We start from the raw sequence: 22,041 nt of genomic DNA, 5'->3' as shown, positions 1-22,041 counted from the left end.
CCTGAAAAGCGAAGGCCCCCGTTTGGGGGCCTTCTTGTCTCTATACCGACCGCCCCGCCATGCGCTGCATGGTGTCATGCATGCGTCCCACCTGGAGGAAGAAGGTTTCCAGCCTGGCCTGGACGACCTGGGGGAAGACACCACCGTCGCTCTCAATGGCGAGGAAGGGCAGGGAGGCGTGCTGTTCCAGGATGGCCTTCACCAGCTCCATGTGGTCCGTCACGTTGGGCTTTTCGTCCCGCATGCTGTGGGTGAGGATGGCTTCGGCGATGCGGTTGGGGAGACACCCGAAGGGACCAATGATGATGAAGCCGTGAGCCTCGTCCACGATCTCGTTCATGGCCGCCGCCACGGTGAGCACAGCGTCCCCTGCGGTCATCTGGGCCGGGATGAGGTGCTTGACGCTCTTCATCATCTTGCCGACATTCACCAGCTTGAACTCGTAGAAGCCGCTCTTGGCGAGGATGCCCTTGATCTGGCGCTCGATGCGGTTCTTCACGAAGTCCCGGGCCAGGGAGCCCATGCGGTCCATGAAGCCGGGCTGTGACAGATAGATGGCGTTCCGGTAGATGTACTCGGTGTAGTACATCCACTCGTGGATCGGTGCCACCTTGCAGATGATGTCATGCTCCGCCATGCGTTCCGCCAGGTACTGGGTGGAGAGGGGGTCCCGGCGCACGAAGATCTCACCGGCAATGCCGACTTTCTTGGCGTGGTGGATGTCGCCCTTCCTTGGAATGCGGGCCAGGCGGGCACTGCCAGCCCTCAGCGTGTTCTTGATACCGTCCCAGGTTTCCTTCTCCAGGGCCCATTCGAAGAGGGCAGAGACGGCCTGGAACTCCTCCAAGGCCTCTTGGCGATCCTTGGGAAGCACCAGCACGGCGCTGTAGATGTCATCCATGACATCGGCCATGAGGATGGCCTGCCAGGCACGGAGCTGGAGGGACTGGCCGAAGCCGGCATAGCCGTTCTCGCAGGTCAGGGAGAGGATGGCGGCCTGCTCCACCTTCTTGTGGCGGAGGAGCTGATCCAGCTGGACCACATACTGTCCGAAGCGGCAGGGACCGGAGGACTCTGGGAGGAAGAAGACCGTGACCTCCTCGGGGTCCTGGCGCTCCTCCAGATAGTTCAGGCAGGCGCCCATCACCAGGGTAAAGGGCAGGCACTCCTTGCAGCTGGAGTTGGCGCGGCCCACTTTGAGCTCTGGCTCGCCAGGAACCGGGAGCGTGTGGGCCTTCATGCCGAAATGGCGGAAGACCGAGGCGATGAAGCGGGAGGCCCGTTCGCCCATGCTGGGGATCACCAACCTGACCCTCGGGTCGGTGAGGGCGTGACGCTGGCCGCGGGAGTCCACCACGGAGGAGCCGATGATCTCCGCCATGCGGAAGCCGTCGACCTCGATCTGGGCCTCCTCCTTGCGCCGCTCGATCTCCCGATGGGAGGCCACGATGTCCAGGAAGGCCTCCACGCGGGTGTCCACGCCCGCGTCCGCGGTGTGGCTGTCGAGTTCCAGGGTCAGGGAGGGCTTGCCCCCCATGATCTGGCGGAAGTAGCCCAGGAGGAAGCTGTCGGGGCCGCAGCTGAAGTTGGTGATATAGGCACCGAAGAGCTGGGGGTGGCGCTTCACGAACTTGGCGGCTTTGAGGATCATCTGACCAGTGGACCAGTACATGCTCTCGACGGGATCCTCATCGGCGAAGGCAAGCATGTCCAGGGAGAAGGTGATGTGCCCGCGGGAAGCGAACTTCCGGGGGATCCCCATGTTGGTGCCCTGAGTGTAGGCGTTGTAGGTGCGGCCGAAGACCACGACTCCCAGCTGCTCGGGATCGCGCTCCAGTTCCGCCAGGGCCGCCTGGCCCAGCTTGATGGTCTTCTTGGTGAAGGCCCGCTGGGCGGCTACGGCGCGGCGGAAGGCCCAGGACAGGGTGCCCCTGTCCACGCCCAGTCGCTCGCCCACTTCAATGAAGGCCGGGCGGGCTCCCTTGAATCCCTGGGAGAAGTCCAGGACGGGGGCGAGGAGCTTCTCATCCGTCAGTTCCTGGAAAGCGGCCTTGAGGTAGTAGGGCTCACCCTGGGCCAGGGGGCACACCACACTCTCGGGGGCACCGTTTTCAACGAACATGCCCTTGACCTGGGGCAGGAAGATGAAGTCAGGTTCCTTCTTCAGAAGGCTGGCCATGGCGCCGTGGGAAACCTCGGCGGGGTAGCAGAAGGGGGCGCCCTGGCGGCCCAGTCCTTCGGAGTCCACCTCGTCCGGCATCACCACCTCCATGCCCATGGAGGTGAAGAAGGCCGCATAGAAGGGGTAGAGGGAGTGAACCAGGAAGGAGCGGTTGATGCCGATCTTCAAGGGACGGTTGCCGGAAGCCACCACCTTGCGTTCGGTGAAGAGCAGGTGCTCCCGCTGGGTGATCAGGTCCAGAGCCTCGGCATCAATGACCTTGTTGCGCCGCAGGTTGACGTAGCGGTTGCAGGAGCCGCCGAAGAGGTGGTTCTCCCCGGAGACCTGCACCCGCTGGATCTTGCACTTGAGGTCGCAGCGTTCCTTGCCGCCCGCGCAGGTGAAAGGCTCCAGGTAGCTCACGGTGCGCTCGGCGAGCTCCGCCAAGTCGAAAGGGGTTTCCTCCATGAGTCCCAGGGAGAGCTTGCGCTTGACCTCCAGGGCTACGCCGTAGGCGCCCATGAGGCCGGGCTCCGGGGGGACGATGATCTTCTGGCCCGTGAGGGCGGCCATGGCGATGGGGACGGCGCGGTTGTAGCAGACTCCGCCCTGCATGAAGACCTTGCGGCCCACGACGCGGTTGCCCTTCACCCGGTTCATGTAGTTCAGGCAGATGGAGTAGACCAGACCCGCGGCGATGTCCTCTTTGGTGAGGCCCTCCTGGATGGCGGTCTTGATGTCGCTGGCGATGAAGGCCGCGCACTGGTCGTTGAAGTTGGGGGGCATGACCCCCTTCATGGCCAGATCCGCAATCTCCAGGGTCTCGACGCCCATGGACTCCTTGGCGGCCTCTTCCAGGAAGGAACCGGTGCCTGCGGAACAGGCTTCGTTCATGGCGTAGTCCGAGGCTACGCGATTGGCCAGGTGGGTGTACTTGGCGTCCTGGCCACCGATCTCGAAGATGGTCTCCACCTCGGGATCGAAGTGGGCGGCGGCGGCGGCGTGGGCGATGATCTCGTTGATGACGCCTTCGGTCTGGCCGTGAAGCCCGGCGATCTGGCGACCGGAACCCGTGACGCCCAGACCCACAATGTTCACGGAGGTCTTGATCTGATCCGCCAGGGAGCGGTAGCACTCCCGGGAGGCCCCCACGGGGTCGCCGCTGGTCCGCAGGTAGATCGACCCGAGGATGGCGTCATCCTCCAGGCGGTAGAGCACGGCCTTGGTGGTGGTGGAGCCCACGTCCAGGCCCACGATGCAGCGGTCGCCGGGGCGAGCCTCCCCGCGGTCGATGTGCTTCCACACCACCTGGTCCGCATGTTGGGAGAGGGGCGAAAGGAAGCCGAAGGGAGCCTTGCCCTCCACGAAGATCTGGTCGGTGGCGTGGTGCTCCGGGGCGTGGTCCAGGGCCCAGATGGCGGTGCCCAGGGCCTCGAACCAGGGGGCCTCCTCGGGTACCAGCACCTCCGCCAGTTCCTGGCGCAGGAAGTCCACCACCAGATTGTTCTGGGCCACGCCGCCCACGAAGAGGATGCGGGTGACCTTGGCCTTCTGGAGGAGGGCCAGGATCTTGGAGGCGATCATGTGGCAGAGGCCCGCAACCACCTTGCCCTTGGGTTCGCCCTTGTTGAGGGCGTGGGTGCAGTCACTCTTGGAGAAGACCGAGCAGCGGCTGGCAATGCGGTAGGGCTCCTGGTTGGCGCCCAGGGTCAGGGCCTCCTGGAGGCTCAGGCCCATGCGCTTGAGCTGCTGGAGGAAGAAATCCCCCGTGCCCGAGGCGCACTTGTTGCCCGTGTGGACGTTGGCGATGCGGCCCGAACGGTCCAGCTCATAAACCATGAAAGACTCGCCACCGGCAGTGACAATGGCCTGGATGTCTGGGTAGCGATCCTTCATGAAGCCGAAGGCCAGTTCCACGGCCTCGGGTTCGGAGATGGAGGGGAGCACCACCCGGTCCCGGAACTTCCGCCCGGTGGCACCTACACGGCAGCCAGCGACCCGGGCCAGCTCATCCCGGAAATGGCCCGGCAGGTCACCCTCATGGGAACGACTGCACCCTTCAACAATCCGAACACCCTGGGAATCGCGCTCCAGTTGAACCAAACCCACACTGGTGGCGCCTAAACAAAATCCTGCACTCTTCAAAATCAAAACAGCTCCTTGTACTCGGTTACCGTGTCTCCACTTTTCTGCAAATTTTTCGGGGGGCACGCTTTATTTTTACATCAGAACGGGTGAGATTGGCAGCATCTCCGTGGAGGGCTACATGGCAAAGTACCTGAGGTGCAGGGCCTGTGATTACATTGCGGAGGAAGGTCAGCTGGGGGATGTCTGCCCGGCCTGCGGGCTGCCGAGGACGGTATTCGAGGCCTATCCCAAGGACATCGCGGCGCGGCGCCGATTCCTGGTGGAGCAGCACCTCCATCCGATCGCGGTCCATCTTCCCCAGGTGCTGCTCTTCTGCTGCGTCCTGCTGCCCATCCTGGCCCATCTGCTACCCCAGCCATACCATGCGGAATTCATGCTCGTGGCCAAGTGGGCCGTGCTGGTGCTGCCCTTCGGGGCCATTGCGGCCTTCGTCTCTGGGCTCGTCGATGGGAAGCTCCGCTTCAAGAAGCTCCAGACCCCCCTCCTGAAGCGCAAGATCGTGGCTGGAGTCGCCTTCCTGGCGCTCTCTGTCTTGGTCTTCGTGCTCTATCTGCTCTTCGGGTTCCACGGGGCCAATACCTGGGCCATTGTCCTGTTGAGTGCCGTGGCGACGGGATTCGCGGTCTTCCTGGGGAAGACCGGCGCGACCCTGTTCAGCTGCATGCTTCCGGGGTAGCTGTTCGCGCCACGCCAAACAGGGGAGCCGACTGAAAAAGCATGTTGGCCGGGGATGGACAGGATTCCCGGGGATATACAGATTCCAGATTGGCGGCTCTGCTCAGCCAGGAAGTTCAAAAGAGTAAACACAGAGGGCACAGAGGTTCAAAAGAGAGGGCACAGAGAAAAACAAAGGCTGGCTGGGATGGAGGGGATACAGGGGATGAAAAGCCTCTGGTCTGAATGATCGGCGCTCCGGCCCTGGTTCCAGGAGGGTGAGCGGGCTGCAACACGCGCGCGTGCGAAGCCCGCTCACCCTCCTGGAACGCGCCCGGCAAAGCCGGACGCCCCCGCTTCGCGGGGCGGGCCGGAGCGCCTTGGTGGACCATTGTTGTACGCTGATTGCTTTATCCTGCTTCATCCTTTTTATCCCAGCTGATTCTGCTTTTCGGGGCCTTCCCTCACTCCGCTGGCGGGAGGTGTGAACAGTTGTCTTCCGGGTCGAGTTTCCGTGGCTTCCGGGGGCCTGGTGCCCAACCCTTGCCGGTCTCCGCATCCACCTCATCGATCCAGCCAGCCCGGGATTCCGGGAAGGCATCCGCATAGGGTACGTAGGGTTTGATATCCAGGATCGGGGTGCCGTCCAGGAGATCCATGCCCCGGACCCTCAGGGTCCTGCCTTCCACCGATACCAGTTCCAGGGCTGAGAGCCCGATGGGATTGGGCCGGTGGGGGCTGCGGGTGGCGAGCACCCCCTTGCGGCCCTGCCCCCGGGGCGGCTTGACCAGGGGCGCCCAGCCCTCGCTGCGGTGGAAGGCGAAGACCACCCAGATACGCTCGAAGCCCTCCAGGCCCTTCAGGGCCTTCTCGGGAAGCCAGTCCTCCAGCTCGATCAGCGCTTCCGCCGCCTGCCCGGACTCCGTGCCCTCCACCACCGTGGCCTGGTGGGGAGCGTCGATGCGGTTCCGGTAGGGGGAGCGGACGAAGGCGATGGGTCGGAGGGTGAGGGGTTCCATGGGTCCAGGGTAGCGGGAGACTGTGGCGGGGTTCTTGGGGTGTTTGGATTGTATAATAGGCCATTATTGCGTATCTTGCAGGTCCAGGTCCGTGTTGCAGACCAACTGAAGCTGCTTCAAGTGCGTTTCCAGGACGGTGCCCAGGCCATGAAGGCCAGCCTCTCTGGAATGCCGACACCGGACTTCACGGCCTGAGATCGCACCACCAATATCCATGGCTCCCTCCGAATGGAGGAGGGGGCTGAACGCTAATTTAATTGTCGCCTCAATTATGTGTGTGCAAAAAGTTGTTATGACAAATAGGTCGAAGGGCGGGGAGTGAACCCGTTTCGGCGGTTCGGGTGGGAAGGGGCCTCCCGCTGCGTCCCCATCGGACACCATTGGGCGAACTGGGAAATACCTTCGGCGTCCGGTGGGAATTTTCATGACCATTTAAGCCCGGGGCCCGGGATACTTCACTCACACGAACTGTCGCGACATGCAGGTGCGGAAAAGGTCTCCTGTCCCATCGGGTAGATTCCACACCAATGCTGTCAGGCAGTGTGTCAAGGCGGATTTGATCAAGGGCATTCGACAGGCGATAGGATGGATATAACTGTAATTTTTTATATAATTTTGCGTTTGTATATTTAGGTGCTATAAATTACGGTTTATGCATTCTGTTTGGTGTTGCTTTGGCTTTTTTTAACCCTGCTGGCAAATTTTCATGCCAGTCAAATTGCTTAAGGAGTTTTTTAATGCGCTACAACCAGTTTAAAGGTCTGGCGGGTCTTGGGGCTTCCCTGTCCCTGCTCTTCCTGCTGACCGCCTGCGGCGGGAGCTCCTCCTCCTCCTCTTCTGCTTCCAACGCGCTCACCATCACCTCCGACAACGCGACCATCAGTGCCACCACGAAGGTGTCCTCACTGACCATCGGCGATACCCTTCCCACCGCTGCTGATGGCTCCAGCCTGACTCTGACGGTGGATGGGGTCGAGACGCCGATCGCCGCCGGAAGCTATACCAGCTCTTCCAGCACCGGTGTGGTCCTGGAGCTCACGGACCAGATCGAGGTGGCCTACAGCGACACCTACGTCTACAACTGGCGCACGGCTGCCTACATCGCGGACGGGGTTCCGGTGCTCTCCAAGTCGGTCAGCTCCGCGGTCCAGGGGCTCACCCTCACCGAGTCCCTCACCTCCCTCGACGGGGCCACCATCACGTCCGTCGGCCCCGCCTTCAACGGCATTGTGGTCACGGCCACGAACGCCACCACGGCCGGTGACTTCAAGATCAACAACCTCACCATGAACCTCACGGGCAACGGTGGTGAGGACTTCTCTTCCACCGCCGACTACATTGAGTATGGCAATGACTTCTCAGGTGTGGGCTCCGGTGTGGTGACCCAGGGCTATGCCAATGTCACCCTTAACAGCCCCAGCATCATCACGGATGGCATCGTCCGCACGGCTATCCTGGTGAAGGATCACTCTACGCTGCAGTGCAACAGCGGCTACATCGAGACCAATGGCGGCACCCTGCCCAGCACATACTGGGATGCAGGCTTCCCCTACATCATCCAGGGCGGCTACATGGTCGCTCCCCCCTGGATGCTGGGCATCACCGGTGATTGCCGTGCCACCAACCTCCTCGATTACGGCACGGCGACGTACAACGACACCACCTTCAAGGTCAAGAATTGGGGCGCTCTCTCGGTGGATACCAATACCTCCGTCCGCCTCAACGCCAACAACTGCGATATCACTGTCGCGGACTCGGGCTACGCCAGCTACACCATCGGCGACGACTCCAAGGTCTATTACAACGACTGCACCGTCAATGTGCCTGACATGGTCCTCATCGCTGCCAACGGTGCCGCCTCAGGCTACTTCCGGAACGATACCGTCACCTCCGGCCGCTTCGGCATCATGGTCTGGGGCAACAGCGATGGCACCTTCGAGGTTGATGGCGGCACCTGGAGCACCGCCAAGGCCATGTTCATCCTCAAAACGGCTTGGTCCAATGTCAACATCAAGAACGGTGCCACCCTCACCACGGCCAATGGCCGCATCCTTGAGACGGTGGAGAACGATGACACCGGTGGCGGCACCACCACCGGCAGCGGCACCGCCACCTTGAGCATCGATGGCACCGCTGTGTCCGGCGACATCATCCACGGCAACACAAACGGGACCCTGGAAGTCGTCATCTCGGGGGGCGGCAGCGTTACCGGCGCCATCACCTCCGCCACCGCAACGGCCGAGGCTACGATGGATGGTGTGACCACGAGCGCCAGCACCTACCAGTACATGAGCGCCTTCGACTACACCTATGGCGTTACTAAGGGCCTGGTCAACGTCACCCTGTCCGATGCCAGCGTCTGGACCATCACGGCCCCCAAGGCCACCAACTCCTACACAGGTTCTGTGAGCAGCCTCGCTCCCACCAACACTACCTACGTGATCGGCAGCCTGACCCTCGACAGCACCTCCTACATTGCCGCGGGTTCGGGTGTCACCCTGACCATCCAGCAATATGCGAGCGACGGCACCACCACGGTGGGCAGCGCGATTACGGTGACGAGTGGTAGCACCTATGCGACAAGCCTGACCCCCACCACGACCGGCAACATCTTCAAGATTACGGTCAGCTAGTAGTTTCTCCGGAGCGAACACAGCCGACCGTCCTGCGCCTTGCAGGGCGGTCGGGCTGCACGTTTCCTGTCAGTCCACGACTTGGCTTTTTCTCTGAAGGTCCCGATTTCCATGCGTCTGCTCCGCGTCCTCTCGGTTTTGCTCGCCCTGGTGCCTCTTTTTGGGGTGGTTGGCTCCAGTTCCGCCTCCCTCCTCGCCCAGGGCCCACCGGTCGTTCTCAAGACTGCCAGGACCATTGAGACCGTCGTGCGCGGAGCTTTCATCGTGGCTGATGGCGGCTCCCTGACCCTGTCCGGCGTGGCCTTCGGGAACATCACGGTGGAGAAGGGCGGCAGTCTTGTCGTCCGGGGCTCGGTGCACGGCGATGTCATCAATCAGGGCGGGGAGGTGAAGATCCTGGGCCGTGTCACTGGCTCGGTGATCAAGAAAGGTGGCAATACGGTTGTCGACCCCCAGGCTTCCGTAGAAGGCGGCGCCCCACTCGAACGAGGGCTGCGGGAACGGGCCGACGGAACGCCAGCACGGACTCCGACTGGCAGACTGTGATCCCGCTCCCGTCCGTCCGAGCATGGCTTTCCCCCACATGGCACAACAGGTGGGGGAGAGCCATGCTCTGGAGGGTCACGCCTGACTCACCGCTGCGACGGGCGTGCGATGTGAGGGATTGCACCATAAGGATATTCGGCCCATATACTGTATGTGTGATTTGTTTGCATAGTGAAGTCATATAGTTATGTGTGGTGAAAATATTTTAATCATAATAATTGAGGCAAATAGGTGCGGATAGCAATTAGTTTTTTTGTGTGTAAATAATAATAATTTATCACTAAAGCCCTGCCCATCTCCTTCCGATTCTTGATGCCACCCTTTGAGCCTCCCTTTTCCCCTTGCAGGGGGGGATGCTGAGCATCGGGCCTTGGGTGTGCGCGGATCGCTTAGGGTGAATGGTGCACCGCTCAACCGTTTTGTGGGGCGGGTGAGCCGTCGGGTCATATGCGTGGCGCAGGATGCTTTTTTGCCTATAATTATTGTAATAATATGCTTTGTATTGCATGGGTTGGGCTGTGATACATGCCTTGGCACCCGGATAATGTGAGGAGGTTCCAGGCCTGGATTCTGACGACGCGGGGCTCCTGTTGATATGCGCCGTTTAGCTTGCCTTTTGGGGTGCTGAATGGGGAGTGCCATAAGAAAAATCGGCCCATATGGGCCGATTGGTGTTTGGGGATCCTTAATAAAATCAACCAAATGTGGTGCATGGTTATTTTCTGTTTATTAAATAGGGCGAGCTCATACAGCGGGTTCGATTAGATAAACGCATTGGACCCTAATGCGAAGTCTTCACATGCTGGTGTCACGTTCAACAATTTGGTTCCCTCCACTCTTAAACGCTCTTCCGTTTTTACAGCCGAGCTATGCGCTCGTTAAAGGAGAAAGACTCAATGGTTAATAAATACTTCAAGAGTGCCGCGACTCTGGGTGCCACTGCGCTGATGCTGGTCGCCCTCACTGCGTGCGGCGGCAGTTCTAGCAACTCTGCTGCGACCACGACGACTTCGCTCACCATCGACTCCGACAATGCGACCATCAGCGCCACTACGAAGGTGACCACGCTAACCATCGCGGATGTCCTTCCCGTGGCTGCCAGTGGTAGCCTGACCCTGACGGTGGATGGCGTCGAGACGCCGATCGCTGCTGGGACCTATACCAGCTCTTCGAGCACCGGTGTGGTCCTGGAACCCACGGAATTGATCGAGGTCACCAACGGCGGCTACACCTACGACTGGCGCACGGCTGCCTACATCGAGGACGGGGCCCCGGTGCTCTCCAAGTCGGTCACTTCTGCGGTCCAGGGGCTCACCCTCACCGAGTCCCTCACCTCCTTGGATGGGGCCACCATCACGTCCGTCGGTCCCGCCTTCAACGGCATTGTGGTCACGGCCACCGACTCCACCACGGCCGGCGACTTCAAGATCAACAACCTCACCATGAACCTCACGGGCAACGGCGGCACGGACTTTGACTCGACAACGTATGTTGAATACGGCAACGACTTCTCGGGCGTGGGCGCCGGGCTGGTGACCCAGGGCTATGCCAATGTCACCCTCAACAGCCCCAGCATCATCACGGATGGCGTCGTCCGCACGGCCATCCTGGTGAAGGAGCACTCCACGCTGCAGTGCAATGCTGGCTACATCCAGACTGGCGGTGGCCAGCTCTGCGACGATGAGGAGCTCTTCGCTGCCTATTGGACTCCCGCCATGCCGACCATCATCGCGCCGGGCTACATGGTGATGCCTCCCTTCATGCTGGGCATCAAGGGTGACTGCCGCGCCACCAACCTCCTGGATTACGCCACCGCCACCTACAACGACACGACCTTCAGCACCAAGAACTGGGGCGCCCTCTCGGTGGACACCAACACCTCCGTCCGCCTCAACGTCAACAACTGCAAGGTCACCGTCACGGACTCGGGTTACGCCAGCTACACCATCGGCGACGACTCCAAGGTCTACTACAACGACTGCACCGTCACTGTGCCCGACATGGTCCTCATCGCCGCCAACGGGGCGGCCTCGGGCTACTTCCGGAACGACACCGTCACCTCCGGCCGCTTCGGCATGGTGATCTGGGGCAACAGCGGTGGCACCTTCGAGGTGGACGGTGGGACCTGGAGCACCGTCAAGGGCCTGTTCGTCCTCAAGGGCTCCTATCCCAATGTCACTATCAAGAATGGCGCCTCTATCACCTCCGCCAATGGCCGCATCTTGGAGACGGCGACGAACGATGATTCCGGCGGTGGAAATGGGAGCGGCACCAGTGCCACCCTCACCATCGATAACTCTACCGTGACTGGCGATATCATCCACGGCTTCGAAGCAAAAGAACTGGATGTCGTGATCTCTGGTGGTGCCAGCGTGACCGGCGCCATCTCCATCGCCACGGCCACCGAGGAGAGCACTCTGGACGGCGTGCTCAAGACCGTCATGCCTACCCCCAATCCCGATTCCTGTTCTTACTTCGGCGCTTTTGACTACACCTACGGCTACACCACGGGCAGCACGCTGAATGTTACCCTGAGCGGCGCCAGCACCTGGACCATCACGGCTCCCAAGGCCAACAATACCTACACCGGCACAGAGAGCTCGATGGCTCCCACCAACCTGGTCTACGCGATCACCAGCCTGACCCAGAGCGGCACGTCCTCCATCGTGGTGGGCAGCGGCGTCTCCGTGAGCATCCAGGAGTGCAACGCCGATGGCAGCGCGGTGAGCGGTGTGAGTGCGATCAGCCTGGCGAGCGGTGCCACCTACACCAGCAGCCTGACGCTCACCACTGGCGCCTACTTCAAGATCACGGTCACCGAGAACTAGTTTCTCCGGTGTGAACCGCAGCCGACCGTCCTGCGCTCCTTGCAGGGCGGTCGGGCTGCTCGTTTCCTGTCAGTCCACGACTTTTCTTTTTCTCTGAAGGTCCCGATTTCCATGAGTCTGCTTCGCTCTCTCTCCATTTTGCCCGCCCTGGTGCTTCTTCTCGGGGTGGCTGGCACCCGCTCCGCTTCCCTCCTGGCCCAGGGCCCACCCGCCATTCTCAAGACAGCCAGGACCATCGAAAATGTCGTACGTCGCAGCTTCATCGTGGCTGATGGCGGCTCATTGACGCTGCCCGGTGTGATTTTCGGGAATATTACGGTAGAGAAGGGCGGCAAGCTCGTTGTTCGGGGATCTGTGCACGGCGACATCATCAATCAGGGCGGTGACGTAAAGATCTTCGGGCGTGTGACCGGTTCGGTGATCAAAAAGGGCGGCGACACGGTTGTGGATCCCCAGGCCTCCGTCGAGGGTGGTGTGCGTTGATAGGGTTCCCTGCCTGAATCATTGGGAACCAAGCCCCTACGCTCAGCACACATATCCTTGTTAGGAGTTCTATTCATGCGTCTTGCTTCATCTCTCGCCCTCATCCTGGTGTGCGGTACCGCCATCGTCCATGCTGCGCCCGCCAAGCCCCATTCCCAGGCCGCTTCCAATCCTGAGGCTCTGGCTGCCCGGCAAGCCTTCCAGCAGGTGCTGGACGCGGTGGACGGGGCCTGGTTCGGCAAGTCCTATCAGGATCGCAATGCCGTGGAGGTGAGCGGTCGCATGGACCTCACCCTTTCGGCTGCGGCCATCAACAACAAGGCCAGCCAGGTGTCCCAGGGGCAGCTCAAGGGGATTGCCTCCAAGGGCGGCAAGGCGGCCCTGCAGCTCAAGGGGACGTACTTCGCCAATGGGGATTTCCGCACGGAGACCGGCGGGGACTTCGGGCAGATGGTCTACACCCGGGTCGGCCAGCGCGGCTTCATCTACAGCAAGGACCAGAACGCCTACACCACGGCGGTGGACCTGCCCACCGGCGATGCGCCCCTCTCCTACATGGGATGGTTCCGCACCGTCATCCTGGACATCAAGGCCGCCTACATCGATGCTTCGACCTTCAAGCCTAGCCTGGGCCAGGAGGAAAACCTGAACGGGCGTATCCTTCAGACCGCCGTCTTCCATGCCCCCACGGGTGCCTACGACCCCGCCAAGCGGGAGCAGAGCCTCAAGGATACCCTCGGCTTCTGGAAGCGGGGGCGGATGGAGATCGCCTACGACAAGGCCACGCACCTGCCCTACCGGATCCGCTTCTCCAATGTGAGCCAGGGCGTGCAGACGACCATGACTTTCAACTACCAGGGGAACGGCAAGCTTCAGTCCGTGGCCATCGCCAACCAGAGCAAGGGGATGGAGGGGCCTGGATACCTTCAGGTGGCCTATGGCGGGGATGGGCTCATGAACCACATCTCCGGGGAGTTGACGGGCAAGAGCGTGAAGTGGGATTTCGATCTGGGGCTGAACTGGGTCAAGGGCATGAAGTCCTCGGCCATTCACAGCGCCCCCCCCGTGGGAGCCCAGAAGAAGGGCGGCGATGAGTTCCAGATCGCCCTTCTGGTGGGCACGGCCTCCCAGGTCTTCGATCTCCAGCGCAATGGCCTGAACCTCATGGCCCCCAAGATCACGAGCGGCAAGTAAGCTTGACGCCCCAGGCTGCCATGAACCCGATGTCCCCAGGGGCATCGGGTTCATGCGTTTTGCAGCGTCGACTGGATCGGCGGGGCATGACGGGAGTCGGCGAACGAAAGAAGAATCAGCCGCGGATGAATAAGATGAACGCGGATAGAAGATGCTGCAGTTCACCAGGACACTCAGGCCTGGTTCCGAGAGGGACAGGCGGCGGAGGCACGCAAGCGTGCCATAGCCACCTGTCCCTCTCGGAACGCGTGCGGCTTCGCCGCGCGCCCCCGCATAGCGGGGCGGCCAGAGTGTCCAGCCTTTGGTCCACTTTCTTTATCCGCGTGCATCCGATTTATCCGCGGCCAACATACTTTTTCCCCGGAGAAGGCTTGTTCCGTGGCTTGCTGGATCGCTCTCAGCTGTTCGCGCTCACCAGCTCCCGCTCCAGGGCCTGGCGGTAGACCACCAGATCCGCTACCGCCATCACGGGGTAGCCCTCGCGCTCACCGAAGGCAATGATTTCCGGAAGCCGGGCCATGCTGCCATCGGGATTGGTCACTTCGCAGAGGACACCGCAGGAGCCCAGGCCCGCCAGGCGCATGAGATCCACGGTGGCCTCGGTGTGGCCCATGCGCTCCAGGACGCCGCCGGGGCGGGCCCGGAGGGGGAAGACGTGGCCGGGGCGGCGAAGGTCTGAGGGCTTGGCGTCAGGGGCGCTGGCGGCCTGGATGGTGCGCACCCGATCCGCTGCGGAGACACCAGTGGTGACGCCCTCGGCGGCCTCGATGGTGACGGTGAAGGCTGTGGAGAAATGGCTGGAGTTGTGCTCCACCATCATGGGCAGTTCCAGGGCCTTGACCTTCTCGTCCGGCAGGCAGAGGCACACGATGCCGCTGCACTCACGGATGAGCTGGGCCATCTGGGGCACGGTCAGGTGCTGGGCCGAGAAGATGAGATCGCCCTCGTTCTCACGGTCCTCGTCATCCACCACCAGCACGCCCGAGCCCGCGCGCAGCGAAGCCAGACCGCGCTCCACCCGCTCCATCGCATCCCCGTAGGCTTCCAGTCCCTTTTCCTGCATGTCCGCTCCTCGAAAAGATACGCAGGGCGGCACGGTCCAGATTGGCTGGAGTGACCTCTTCTTTCCGGACTGTGACCGTCGGCTCCGGCATCTCACCGGATCTGCTGACCCTTCCGAGGAAGGCGCTCGCGGGCTCCCCGGTCGGACCGGGATACCGCCGGTGGGGAGTTACGCCCCGCCCTGAGGTTGTGGTCTGATCCTATCATTTTCCAAGGGGGTGCGTTTTCATTCGCTTGGCCCGCTCAACCATGAGGGCATGGAATTCCTGGTAGATCAAAGGATCCGCTGGCAAATGATCGATGCAGATTTTTTTCAGGGCCTCGTAGTTCGTGCCCTGCGGGACCAGCCCCTCGGTCTCCAGGACTCGCCGGGTGTAAGCGTCCACTACCAGCTCGGGCTGCTCGTAGGCATAGAGCCGGATGCTGTCGGCGGTCTCGGGGCCGATGCCCCAGACCTCCAGCAGGGCAGGGCGACTGGGGACGGCGCCGACGAGGCCCAGGTAGAAGCTGGCCCAGGCCTTGAGCTTGCGGGTCTTGGCATTGAAATACCCCGAGGGGCGGATCATGGCGCCCAGAGCCTCCGGGGCCAGGTCCAGGAGGCTCTGGGGATCCAGCGCCGAGGCTGCCTTCATGTTCACCAGGGCCTTTTCGACATTGGGCCAGGCGGTGTTCTGGGTGAGGATGGCCCCCACGCCGATCTCGAAGCGCTGGGCATCCGTTTTCGGGAAGGCATAATCCCCCGGATGGTAACCCGTGATGGAGCCGGTCTTGGTGGGGTTGGTGCCGGGGTGGTCCAGCAGGGGCCACCATCCCTGGGGGCCGTACTCCGCCAGGAGGCGACGGTAGAGCTGGAAGAGGGGCGACTCTCGCATGGGGTCATCATAGCGGAGGGGCAAGGGGGCAGCCGGTTTGAGCTTCTGCAGCCCTGAAACGCCCCAGGGCCCCTTGCGGGGCCCTGGGGCGAGGTTGGACCGTTTTCTAGAAGCGGCAGACGAAGGAGGCGTTGAGGCTGGGGGCATCGACGTCGTAGCCGTATTTGGAGAATGAGACGGTGTTGTACTTCACTTCGACTCCGATGTTGGAGTTGAATCGGTAGCCGCCGCCGATGCTGAAGCCCAGGGCCGTGTCGTTGTAAGAATAGTCGTAATAGGCGTCATAGTCGTCCCGGTACTCGATCTTTCCGCGGGTGATGGCGGCTCCGGCGGCCACGTAAAGGCCCCGGTTGGCCCGCCGCTCGAGGAAGTAGTTGTAGTCAACGCCGAAGCTGAGGGTCGAGGCCTTGGCTTCGCCGTCATAGTCATCGTTGCTATAGGCGATGTAATCGATGCGGGGCACCAAGGCGTGGCCTCCCTGCAGGTCGAAGAAGAGATGCCCGCCGATGCCGAAGCCGACCTGGTCGTCTACGAAGTCCGCCAGATCTCCCTGGGGGCTGGAGAGGGTGACCTGGAAACCTGCCTTGGGGGCTTGGGCGTAGCCCATGACGGTCGTGAGTGCGAGTGCGGTGATCATGAATGCGGACTTCATACTACCTCCGGTGTTTCGCAATGGGAGCCATTGCGTGTCGGTTGAAGTGTCATAATAGACTGCTTGGAATGGATTGTATAAATTGAAAATTTATACAATTTAGTGTAGGGTCTCGGTGGTATTTCACGATCCAACGATTCCTGGGAGCACTCCGCTAGATCCCCTCCAGCCTCTCCAGCTTCATGATGGGCCTGTTTCCGTCCCTCGAAGCCGTCAGGTCCACCTGGAATTCGGCCACCCAGTCGTTCAATTCCTCGCGGTCTACCAGCATCTGCTGGACGTGCATGCCTTCGCCATTGTCCTTGGTGTAGGTGTGGCGCAGATTGCGACCCTCGGGGTCCAGGCGGGGGCCCTGGTGCTCTGCGCGGTAGCTTTCCATGGCGGCCTTCAGGCGTTCTTGGGTCCAGTCCGAGGCGTCGCCCAGTTCCTGGAGCAGGCCCAGGGCCTCTTCGAAGTCGTTGGACACCAGGTGTCGCAGGAAGGTGAAGATGCGGTCGCGAATGGCGGCGGTGAAGCTCTTGCGGTCCTTGGTGACATCGCGCAGGGCCTCGGGGGGGCGCAGCTCCTGACTCTCTTCGGCTTTGTAATCGGCGTTCTGCATCTTCTCCCATTCGTCGAGCAGGCTCGAATCCACTTGGCGGATCATGGCGCCCAGATACAGTTCCATTTCCCGCACCTCGTCGGTCTTGGCGGCATCGGGCACGGTCTGGGCAAGGACCTTGTAGGTGCTGTTGAGGTGGCGCAGCAGGAGCCCTTCGGCCCGCTGCAGTTCGTAGTCCCGCACGTAGTCCGAGAAGGTCCGGTAGGTCTCGAACATCTCCCGGGCGATGGACTTGGGGCGGATGGCCTCCTGGCCCACCCAGGGGTGGGCGTCGGCGAAGGCGTTGAAGGTGGTGTATACAAAGTCCCGCAGGGGCTTGGGATACTCCAGTTTCTCCAGCTCCTCCATGCGCTTGTCGTACTCGATGCCCTCCATCTTCATCTCGGCCAGGCGCTTGGTCTTCACGCGATCCAGCTGCTTGCGGAGCACCACCTCGGGGTTCTCCAGGATGGATTCCACCAGGGTCAGGAGGTCCAGGGCGTAGGTGGGGGACTCCTTGTCCAGGAGCTGCAGGGTGTCCATGAGGTAGAGGGACAGGGCCTGGTTCATGGAGAAGTCTTCCTGGAGCTCCACGTTGACCCTCAGCTTGGCGCCCTCGGGGGTGGGGGGGATGAACTCCACGATGCGGCGGGCCAGGAGGCTGCGGAAGAGCTGCCAGCCACGGCGTCGGTGCCCCTCCTTGGCCCGGTCCGTCTCGTGGCTCTCCCGGATCAGGGTGCGCATGGCTTCACAGCCGTCCCCCTTGCGGGAAAGGACGTTCAGGAGCATGCCGTGGGTGACCTGGAAGCGGGACTGGAGCCGCTCGGGCTGGGCCTCGATGAGACGGTTGAAGGTCTTGTCATCCCACATGACGAAGTTGCGCTCCGGGGGCTTGCGGGGCACGAACTTGCGGCCGGGCTTGGCGATCAGCTTCTTGTTCTCGATGACGTGCTCCGGGGCCTGGGCCACCACGTAGCCCACGGTGTCGAAGCCCTTGCGCCCCGCCCGGCCCGAGATCTGGTGGAAGTCCCGGGCGCTGAGGATGGCCGTCTTGTCGCCGCTGTACTTGCAGAGCTTGGTGAAGAGCACCGTGCGGATGGGGACGTTGATGCCCACCCCCAGGGTGTCGGTGCCGCAGATGACCTTGAGCAGGCCCTTCTGGGCCAGCTGCTCCACCAGGACCCGGTACTTGGGCAGGAGCCCGGCATGGTGCAGGCCGATGCCGTGGCGCAGCCAGCGCTTGAGGTCAGGGCCATAGGGGCTGTTGAACTTGAAGGTATCGATGGCCGCGGCGATGGCCGTCTTCTCCTCCCGGGTGCTGACGTTGATGCTGGTGAAATCCTGGGCGCTGGTGGCGGCCTCCAGCTGGGTGAAGTGGACCACGTAGACCGGGGCCTTGCCCTCCTCCACCAGCTTCTCCAGGGTCAGGCTCAGGGGGGATTCGGCGTAGGAGAAGGCCAGGGGCACGGGGCGGTGGTTGTTCTTCACCGTTACGGTCTCCCGGCCGTTGAGGCGGGTCAGTTCCGTCTCGAAAAAGCCGGTATCTCCGAGGGTGGCGCTCATGAGCAGGAAGCTGGTCTGGGGCAGGGTGAGGAGGGGCACCTGCCAGGCCACCCCCCGCTCACGGTCGGCGTAGTAGTGGAACTCGTCCATGACCACGTCCCCTACGTTGGCCTCCCGGCCTTCATGCAGGGCGATGTTGGCCAGGATCTCGGCGGTGCAGCAGAGGATCGGCGCATCGTGGTTCACGGTGGCGTCCCCGGTGCTGAGCCCCACGTTCTGGGGTCCGAACTCCCGGCAGAGGGCCATCCACTTCTCATTCACCAGGGCCTTGATGGGGCAGGTGTAGAAGGAGCGCCGCCCCTGGGCCAGGGCACGGAAATGCATGGCCGAGGCCACCAGGGACTTGCCTGACCCTGTGGGGGTGTTGAGGATGACATTCTTGCCCTCGAAGATCTCCAGGATGGCCTGCTCCTGGGCCGGGTAGAGGCTCAGGCCCTGGGCTTCGGCGTATTCGAGGAAGCGCCCCAGGAGGTTCTCGGAACTGAAGTCGCCGTCCCGGGGGAGAAGATCGTAGAGCGTGGTCATGGCTCCATGGTAAGCGCAGTGGGCCTGGAGGAGGGTGTTTGTGAATTTCGAATAACTTCGAAATTTATCCTTGCGTTGTATTTCGAAAAAACTAGAATAATCCCAGGAGGCCTGGATGACCCCGATGGAGCAGAACGCCGAACGCTTCAAGGCCCTGGGGCACCCACTCCGGCTCTTCATCCTCCGCCTGGTGGTCCAGGGCCCCGAGGGCGGCACCCCCGCCGGGGAGATCCAGGAGCGGGTCGGCATTCCCGCCTCCACCCTCAGCCATCACCTGGCCTGCCTGGCCAGCACCCAACTGCTGCGCGTGGAGCGGGATGGCACCACCCTCCGCTATCGCGCTGATTTTCAGAGCCTCCACGCCCTTACCGACTACCTCTGGCAGGACTGCTGCTCGGGGGGGCAGGGCAGTGCGGAGGTCCCCACGCCCTGCTGCCCATCAGGGAACTGAAAGCCTTTCCAACCCCCTTTTTCAGGAGAAGCCATGCTCCTCAGGAAACGTGTACACGCCGATCTCACCCAGGTGACCAGACTGCTGGCATCCGAAGGTCTTCCCCCGGATGGCCTGGAGCCCTCCTCAAGGAGGACTATCTGGCCGCCATCCGGGAGGCCGGGTTCCAGGGGGTGGAGGTCGTGGGGGAATCCCCCTACGAATTGGGGGCTGAGGCCCAGGTGGCCAGTCTGAAGATCCGCGCCATTAAACCAGGGGGAGCTGCTTCGGGGGGGCAGTGAAGGAGAAGAGGGTGGCCTCGGCTTCCGTGAAGAAGAAGGTCGTGAAGGCCTCGTCGTCGGCGCCCTTGGGGTAGAGGCGGAGCAGGTTGGGGGCCTCCTCGAAGGCCTGGGCCTTGGCCTCGCGGCTGGCATCGAAGGCCACCTTGCCCCGGATGCGGATCCACTCTCCTCCCGGGTTCATGGCTGAGAGCTCCATCTCGCCGTTGTCCTGCAGCTGTTTGTAGACGTCCTTGGTGACGTTCGTGCAGAAATACATCGCCCCGTTGCGCTTCATGACGAAGCTGAAGGGGCGCACCCTCCCTCTATTTCCGTCCGCCGTCCCCACGAAGAATGCAGGAGTGGACTTCAGAAAAGCCAGTGCTGTGGACATAAAATCCTCCTGTCACGATTCTGGACTCGACCGGAATCGCAGTGGGAGGGAATTTCTGGTTTCAGCCCTTCATGTCCATGAACTGGCCCAGCATCTGGTCCTGGGTCTTCATGACCTGGAGATTGGCGGCATACGCGCCGGACTGGGTCATGAGGCTGGTCATCTCTGTGGCGTAGTCCACGTTGGAACTGCCGGGGCCGGTAGGCTCCTGGCTCTCGGTGAGCTTGGAGGCCTGGACGCCGCCCTCCTGCTGCTCCTCCAGGTCCAGGCGCTTGGCTCTGTACCCATCAGTGTTGGCGTTGGCCACATTGTTCGCAGTGACCGCCAGTCCCTGGGAGGCCGCATTCAAACCCGACAGACTGATTGCAGTGGTGGCCATGGCGGAAACCTCTCTGGGAAATATAGAAGGTTGTGGGGGTGGGCACAATGGGCAGGAATGACCACGGTGAGTCGGACGCCTACCTGATTGTCATGGGTTGCTTGGTGGATGGGCGCCTCGCTGATAAGCTCCCGTTCGACCTCCTCCAAGCTGCCTCGCCGATCTGGTTCGTGTGGGTGCGAAAGACCTTGGACGAGTATTAAAGTATTAAAGAGGGTTGTTTCCGCTCCACCGCCTGATTCTGCCGTTCGCCATTTCTTGCGCAGCATTCGGCGGCATATTTGCGCGGTTCGGTAAAACCTGTCAACTCCAGTTCCTGAGTGACCGACAAAAGTTCGGCGGAGTCGGCAGACGGCTTGCTCCGGGGCACAAGGGACTGTGTCTGGATACTTTCCCAGGAGGGTGACATGAGCGTTTCGTCCGTGAGTTCCTCGACTAGCCTGCAGCAGCTCATGGCCATACTTGCCTCCTCTGCCAGCAGTAGCTCGAGTAGCAGCAGTTCCAGCCTGTCAAGCGCCAGCTCCGACTCCGTGAGCTTTTCCATCACGGGCTTGACCTTGGCCTCGCAGGGAGTCAATCCCTTCAAGACCGACTTCGATGACCTGGGCGATCTGATCGAATCCGGGGATCTGGATGCCGCGAAGAAGGCCTATGCGGCGATGAAGGAGAGGATGCAGTCCCACGGCGGTGATGATCCGATGGCCAGCGACTTTGAGGCCATCGGGGATGCCCTGGAGTCCGGGGATCTGTCTGCGGCCAAGTCGGCATGGACGACCATGCAGTCGAATCTGGAGAGATTCAGCGCAGGCATGGGCCAAGCTGGGTCGAATCCGTTGAAGGAGGACATGGACCAGCTGGGCAAACTGCTTGATTCCGGTGATGTCGATGCTGCGGAGAGCCTGTTCGAAGCCATGCAGGAGCGGATGCAGAATCGTCAGAGCGGAGATGACTCCCTTCAGAGCGCTTTCGATGCCATCGAGACAGCCCTGGCAGCGGGAGATGCCACCGCCGCCAAGACGGCTTGGCAGACCTTGCAATCGTATTTCGAGAGCTTCAGCCAGGCATAGGTCCTGAGTCGTAAAGGATCGTCCCGCAGCCCCCTCTTGCTTAGGGGGCTTGGTTTTGCGGGGAGAGAGGTGCCTCCTGTATGCTGTCCAAATAGTCAGAAGGATCGTCGATGCCCTATGAATTCAGCCCTGGTGACCGTGTCTGTCTGACTCCGGCGGGCATTGCCATGTACGGTGGCGTGGCTCGTTGGATTCCCGAGGCGCAGGGCGGTGGGACCGTTGGTACGTTACTGGTCGCGGCGGACCGCCCCCACAAGCCCGGTGCCTCCCCGCGGCCCTATTACGTGCGCTGGGACAATGGCGCCGAGAACAGCTATCGGGAGGATGATCTGGAACGGGCCGAGGACGAGGCCACGGATCCAGTCCAGGAGCCTGAGGAAGCTTCCAATGTGATACAGGTCCGGTGGGGAAGTGGCTCACGGTGAATCGGGGCTCCTGATGGAGCCGTGAAAGATCGATCCTCGTCATTCCAAAGCAAAGGCCTCCACCAATTTTCAACGGGATCCCTAAATAAAAATTGATTGATTCGATTGAATGCCAACTCAATCTGATTGAAACGTGATTCAATCAATT

17 protein-coding genes and 1 riboswitch are annotated in these 22,041 nt (G+C 61.7%); of the genes, 9 read left to right on the top strand and 8 right to left on the bottom strand.

What is annotated here, in order from left to right:
• Positions 1-40 precede the first annotated feature (40 nt).
• The gene (locus HOLFODRAFT_RS0207590; protein WP_211237939.1) at positions 41-4,270 is read right to left on the bottom strand and encodes an acyl-CoA dehydratase activase; all 4,230 of its coding nucleotides are present in this window, start codon (positions 4,268-4,270) and stop codon (positions 41-43) included.
• A gap of 157 nt (positions 4,271-4,427) precedes the next feature.
• Between HOLFODRAFT_RS0207590 and HOLFODRAFT_RS0207585 the strand changes: the two genes are divergently transcribed.
• Positions 4,428-4,985, top strand: a complete 558-nt coding sequence (locus tag HOLFODRAFT_RS0207585; RefSeq protein ID WP_005035481.1) for a rubredoxin-like domain-containing protein — start codon at positions 4,428-4,430, stop codon at positions 4,983-4,985.
• Positions 4,986-5,427: 442 nt separating this feature from the next.
• Here the strand turns inward: HOLFODRAFT_RS0207585 and tsaA are convergent, their stop codons facing one another.
• The gene (gene tsaA / locus HOLFODRAFT_RS20025; protein ID WP_005035483.1) at positions 5,428-5,982 is read right to left on the bottom strand and encodes a tRNA (N6-threonylcarbamoyladenosine(37)-N6)-methyltransferase TrmO; all 555 of its coding nucleotides are present in this window, start codon (positions 5,980-5,982) and stop codon (positions 5,428-5,430) included.
• A 737-nt stretch (positions 5,983-6,719) separates the two neighbouring features.
• On the opposite strand from tsaA, the gene HOLFODRAFT_RS0207570 reads away from it, so the two are divergent.
• The 5 genes from HOLFODRAFT_RS0207570 (at position 6,720) to HOLFODRAFT_RS0207545 (ending at position 13,666) form a co-directional block, all read left to right on the top strand.
• A complete protein-coding gene (locus tag HOLFODRAFT_RS0207570; protein ID WP_005035486.1) occupies positions 6,720-8,615 on the top strand; it encodes a hypothetical protein in 1,896 nt (631 codons plus the stop codon).
• Positions 8,616-8,726: 111 nt separating this feature from the next.
• Positions 8,727-9,161, top strand: coding sequence for a hypothetical protein (locus HOLFODRAFT_RS20020; protein ID WP_005035488.1), 435 nt, complete (start codon positions 8,727-8,729; stop codon positions 9,159-9,161).
• A gap of 896 nt (positions 9,162-10,057) precedes the next feature.
• On the top strand, positions 10,058-11,989 hold the full coding sequence (locus HOLFODRAFT_RS0207555) for a hypothetical protein (protein WP_005035490.1): 1,932 nt from the start codon (positions 10,058-10,060) through the stop codon (positions 11,987-11,989).
• A gap of 111 nt (positions 11,990-12,100) precedes the next feature.
• Positions 12,101-12,472 (top strand): hypothetical protein, encoded by a 372-nt coding sequence (locus HOLFODRAFT_RS22825; protein ID WP_005035491.1) that lies wholly within the window; start codon positions 12,101-12,103, stop codon positions 12,470-12,472.
• A gap of 75 nt (positions 12,473-12,547) precedes the next feature.
• Positions 12,548-13,666, top strand: coding sequence for a hypothetical protein (locus HOLFODRAFT_RS0207545; protein ID WP_005035493.1), 1,119 nt, complete (start codon positions 12,548-12,550; stop codon positions 13,664-13,666).
• A gap of 397 nt (positions 13,667-14,063) precedes the next feature.
• On the opposite strand, the gene ribB is transcribed toward HOLFODRAFT_RS0207545, so the two are convergent.
• The 4 genes from ribB to HOLFODRAFT_RS0207525 all read right to left on the bottom strand — a co-directional run bounded on the left by ribB (position 14,064) and on the right by HOLFODRAFT_RS0207525 (position 18,920).
• Positions 14,064-14,729, bottom strand: coding sequence for a 3,4-dihydroxy-2-butanone-4-phosphate synthase (gene ribB / locus HOLFODRAFT_RS0207540; RefSeq protein WP_005035495.1), 666 nt, complete (start codon positions 14,727-14,729; stop codon positions 14,064-14,066).
• A 48-nt stretch (positions 14,730-14,777) separates the two neighbouring features.
• A riboswitch (FMN riboswitch) is annotated at positions 14,778-14,921 on the bottom strand.
• Positions 14,922-14,931: 10 nt separating this feature from the next.
• Positions 14,932-15,600, bottom strand: a complete 669-nt coding sequence (locus tag HOLFODRAFT_RS0207535) for an endonuclease III domain-containing protein (RefSeq protein WP_005035497.1) — start codon at positions 15,598-15,600, stop codon at positions 14,932-14,934.
• A gap of 106 nt (positions 15,601-15,706) precedes the next feature.
• Positions 15,707-16,252, bottom strand: a complete 546-nt coding sequence (locus HOLFODRAFT_RS0207530) for an outer membrane beta-barrel protein (protein ID WP_005035500.1) — start codon at positions 16,250-16,252, stop codon at positions 15,707-15,709.
• A gap of 154 nt (positions 16,253-16,406) precedes the next feature.
• Positions 16,407-18,920, bottom strand: coding sequence for a DEAD/DEAH box helicase (locus tag HOLFODRAFT_RS0207525; protein WP_005035501.1), 2,514 nt, complete (start codon positions 18,918-18,920; stop codon positions 16,407-16,409).
• Positions 18,921-19,035: 115 nt separating this feature from the next.
• Between HOLFODRAFT_RS0207525 and HOLFODRAFT_RS20010 the strand changes: the two genes are divergently transcribed.
• Positions 19,036-19,371, top strand: a complete 336-nt coding sequence (locus HOLFODRAFT_RS20010; protein WP_005035503.1) for an ArsR/SmtB family transcription factor — start codon at positions 19,036-19,038, stop codon at positions 19,369-19,371.
• A 246-nt stretch (positions 19,372-19,617) separates the two neighbouring features.
• On the opposite strand, the gene HOLFODRAFT_RS0207515 is transcribed toward HOLFODRAFT_RS20010, so the two are convergent.
• Positions 19,618-20,022 carry a pyridoxamine 5'-phosphate oxidase family protein gene (locus tag HOLFODRAFT_RS0207515; RefSeq protein ID WP_005035505.1) on the bottom strand — a complete coding sequence of 135 codons (405 nt, stop codon included), beginning with the start codon at positions 20,020-20,022 and terminating at the stop codon, positions 19,618-19,620.
• A 61-nt stretch (positions 20,023-20,083) separates the two neighbouring features.
• A complete protein-coding gene (locus tag HOLFODRAFT_RS0207510; RefSeq protein ID WP_005035507.1) occupies positions 20,084-20,401 on the bottom strand; it encodes a flagellar basal body rod protein FlgC in 318 nt (105 codons plus the stop codon).
• 407 nt (positions 20,402-20,808) lie between these two features.
• On the opposite strand from HOLFODRAFT_RS0207510, the gene HOLFODRAFT_RS0207495 reads away from it, so the two are divergent.
• Together HOLFODRAFT_RS0207495 and HOLFODRAFT_RS0207490 are read left to right on the top strand one after the other, a co-directional pair.
• Positions 20,809-21,468: a hypothetical protein gene (locus HOLFODRAFT_RS0207495; RefSeq protein ID WP_005035511.1), complete on the top strand. Its 660-nt coding sequence runs from the start codon at positions 20,809-20,811 to the stop codon at positions 21,466-21,468.
• A 110-nt stretch (positions 21,469-21,578) separates the two neighbouring features.
• Positions 21,579-21,893: a hypothetical protein gene (locus tag HOLFODRAFT_RS0207490; protein WP_005035512.1), complete on the top strand. Its 315-nt coding sequence runs from the start codon at positions 21,579-21,581 to the stop codon at positions 21,891-21,893.
• The last annotated feature ends 148 nt before the right edge of the window (positions 21,894-22,041 follow it).

It is taken from the genome of Holophaga foetida DSM 6591, from assembly GCF_000242615.2.
Taxonomy (GTDB): Bacteria; Acidobacteriota; Holophagae; order Holophagales; family Holophagaceae; genus Holophaga; species Holophaga foetida.
Note: the sequence above shows the minus strand (reverse complement) of the source record. Positions and strands in the feature narration are given on the sequence as shown.

Coding starts and splice junctions, on each gene's coding strand:
- ribB (WP_005035495.1), bottom strand. CDS start 14,729: ATGCAGGAAAAGGGACTGGAAGCCTACGGGGATGCGATGGAGCGGGTG.
- HOLFODRAFT_RS0207570 (WP_005035486.1), top strand. CDS start 6,720: ATGCGCTACAACCAGTTTAAAGGTCTGGCGGGTCTTGGGGCTTCCCTG.
- HOLFODRAFT_RS0207545 (WP_005035493.1), top strand. CDS start 12,548: ATGCGTCTTGCTTCATCTCTCGCCCTCATCCTGGTGTGCGGTACCGCC.
- HOLFODRAFT_RS0207510 (WP_005035507.1), bottom strand. CDS start 20,401: ATGGCCACCACTGCAATCAGTCTGTCGGGTTTGAATGCGGCCTCCCAG.
- HOLFODRAFT_RS0207515 (WP_005035505.1), bottom strand. CDS start 20,022: ATGTCCACAGCACTGGCTTTTCTGAAGTCCACTCCTGCATTCTTCGTG.
- HOLFODRAFT_RS0207490 (WP_005035512.1), top strand. CDS start 21,579: ATGCCCTATGAATTCAGCCCTGGTGACCGTGTCTGTCTGACTCCGGCG.
- HOLFODRAFT_RS0207585 (WP_005035481.1), top strand. CDS start 4,428: ATGGCAAAGTACCTGAGGTGCAGGGCCTGTGATTACATTGCGGAGGAA.
- HOLFODRAFT_RS20020 (WP_005035488.1), top strand. CDS start 8,727: ATGCGTCTGCTCCGCGTCCTCTCGGTTTTGCTCGCCCTGGTGCCTCTT.
- tsaA (WP_005035483.1), bottom strand. CDS start 5,982: ATGGAACCCCTCACCCTCCGACCCATCGCCTTCGTCCGCTCCCCCTAC.
- HOLFODRAFT_RS0207555 (WP_005035490.1), top strand. CDS start 10,058: ATGGTTAATAAATACTTCAAGAGTGCCGCGACTCTGGGTGCCACTGCG.
- HOLFODRAFT_RS0207535 (WP_005035497.1), bottom strand. CDS start 15,600: ATGCGAGAGTCGCCCCTCTTCCAGCTCTACCGTCGCCTCCTGGCGGAG.
- HOLFODRAFT_RS0207525 (WP_005035501.1), bottom strand. CDS start 18,920: ATGACCACGCTCTACGATCTTCTCCCCCGGGACGGCGACTTCAGTTCC.
- HOLFODRAFT_RS22825 (WP_005035491.1), top strand. CDS start 12,101: ATGAGTCTGCTTCGCTCTCTCTCCATTTTGCCCGCCCTGGTGCTTCTT.
- HOLFODRAFT_RS0207495 (WP_005035511.1), top strand. CDS start 20,809: ATGAGCGTTTCGTCCGTGAGTTCCTCGACTAGCCTGCAGCAGCTCATG.
- HOLFODRAFT_RS20010 (WP_005035503.1), top strand. CDS start 19,036: ATGACCCCGATGGAGCAGAACGCCGAACGCTTCAAGGCCCTGGGGCAC.
- HOLFODRAFT_RS0207530 (WP_005035500.1), bottom strand. CDS start 16,252: ATGAAGTCCGCATTCATGATCACCGCACTCGCACTCACGACCGTCATG.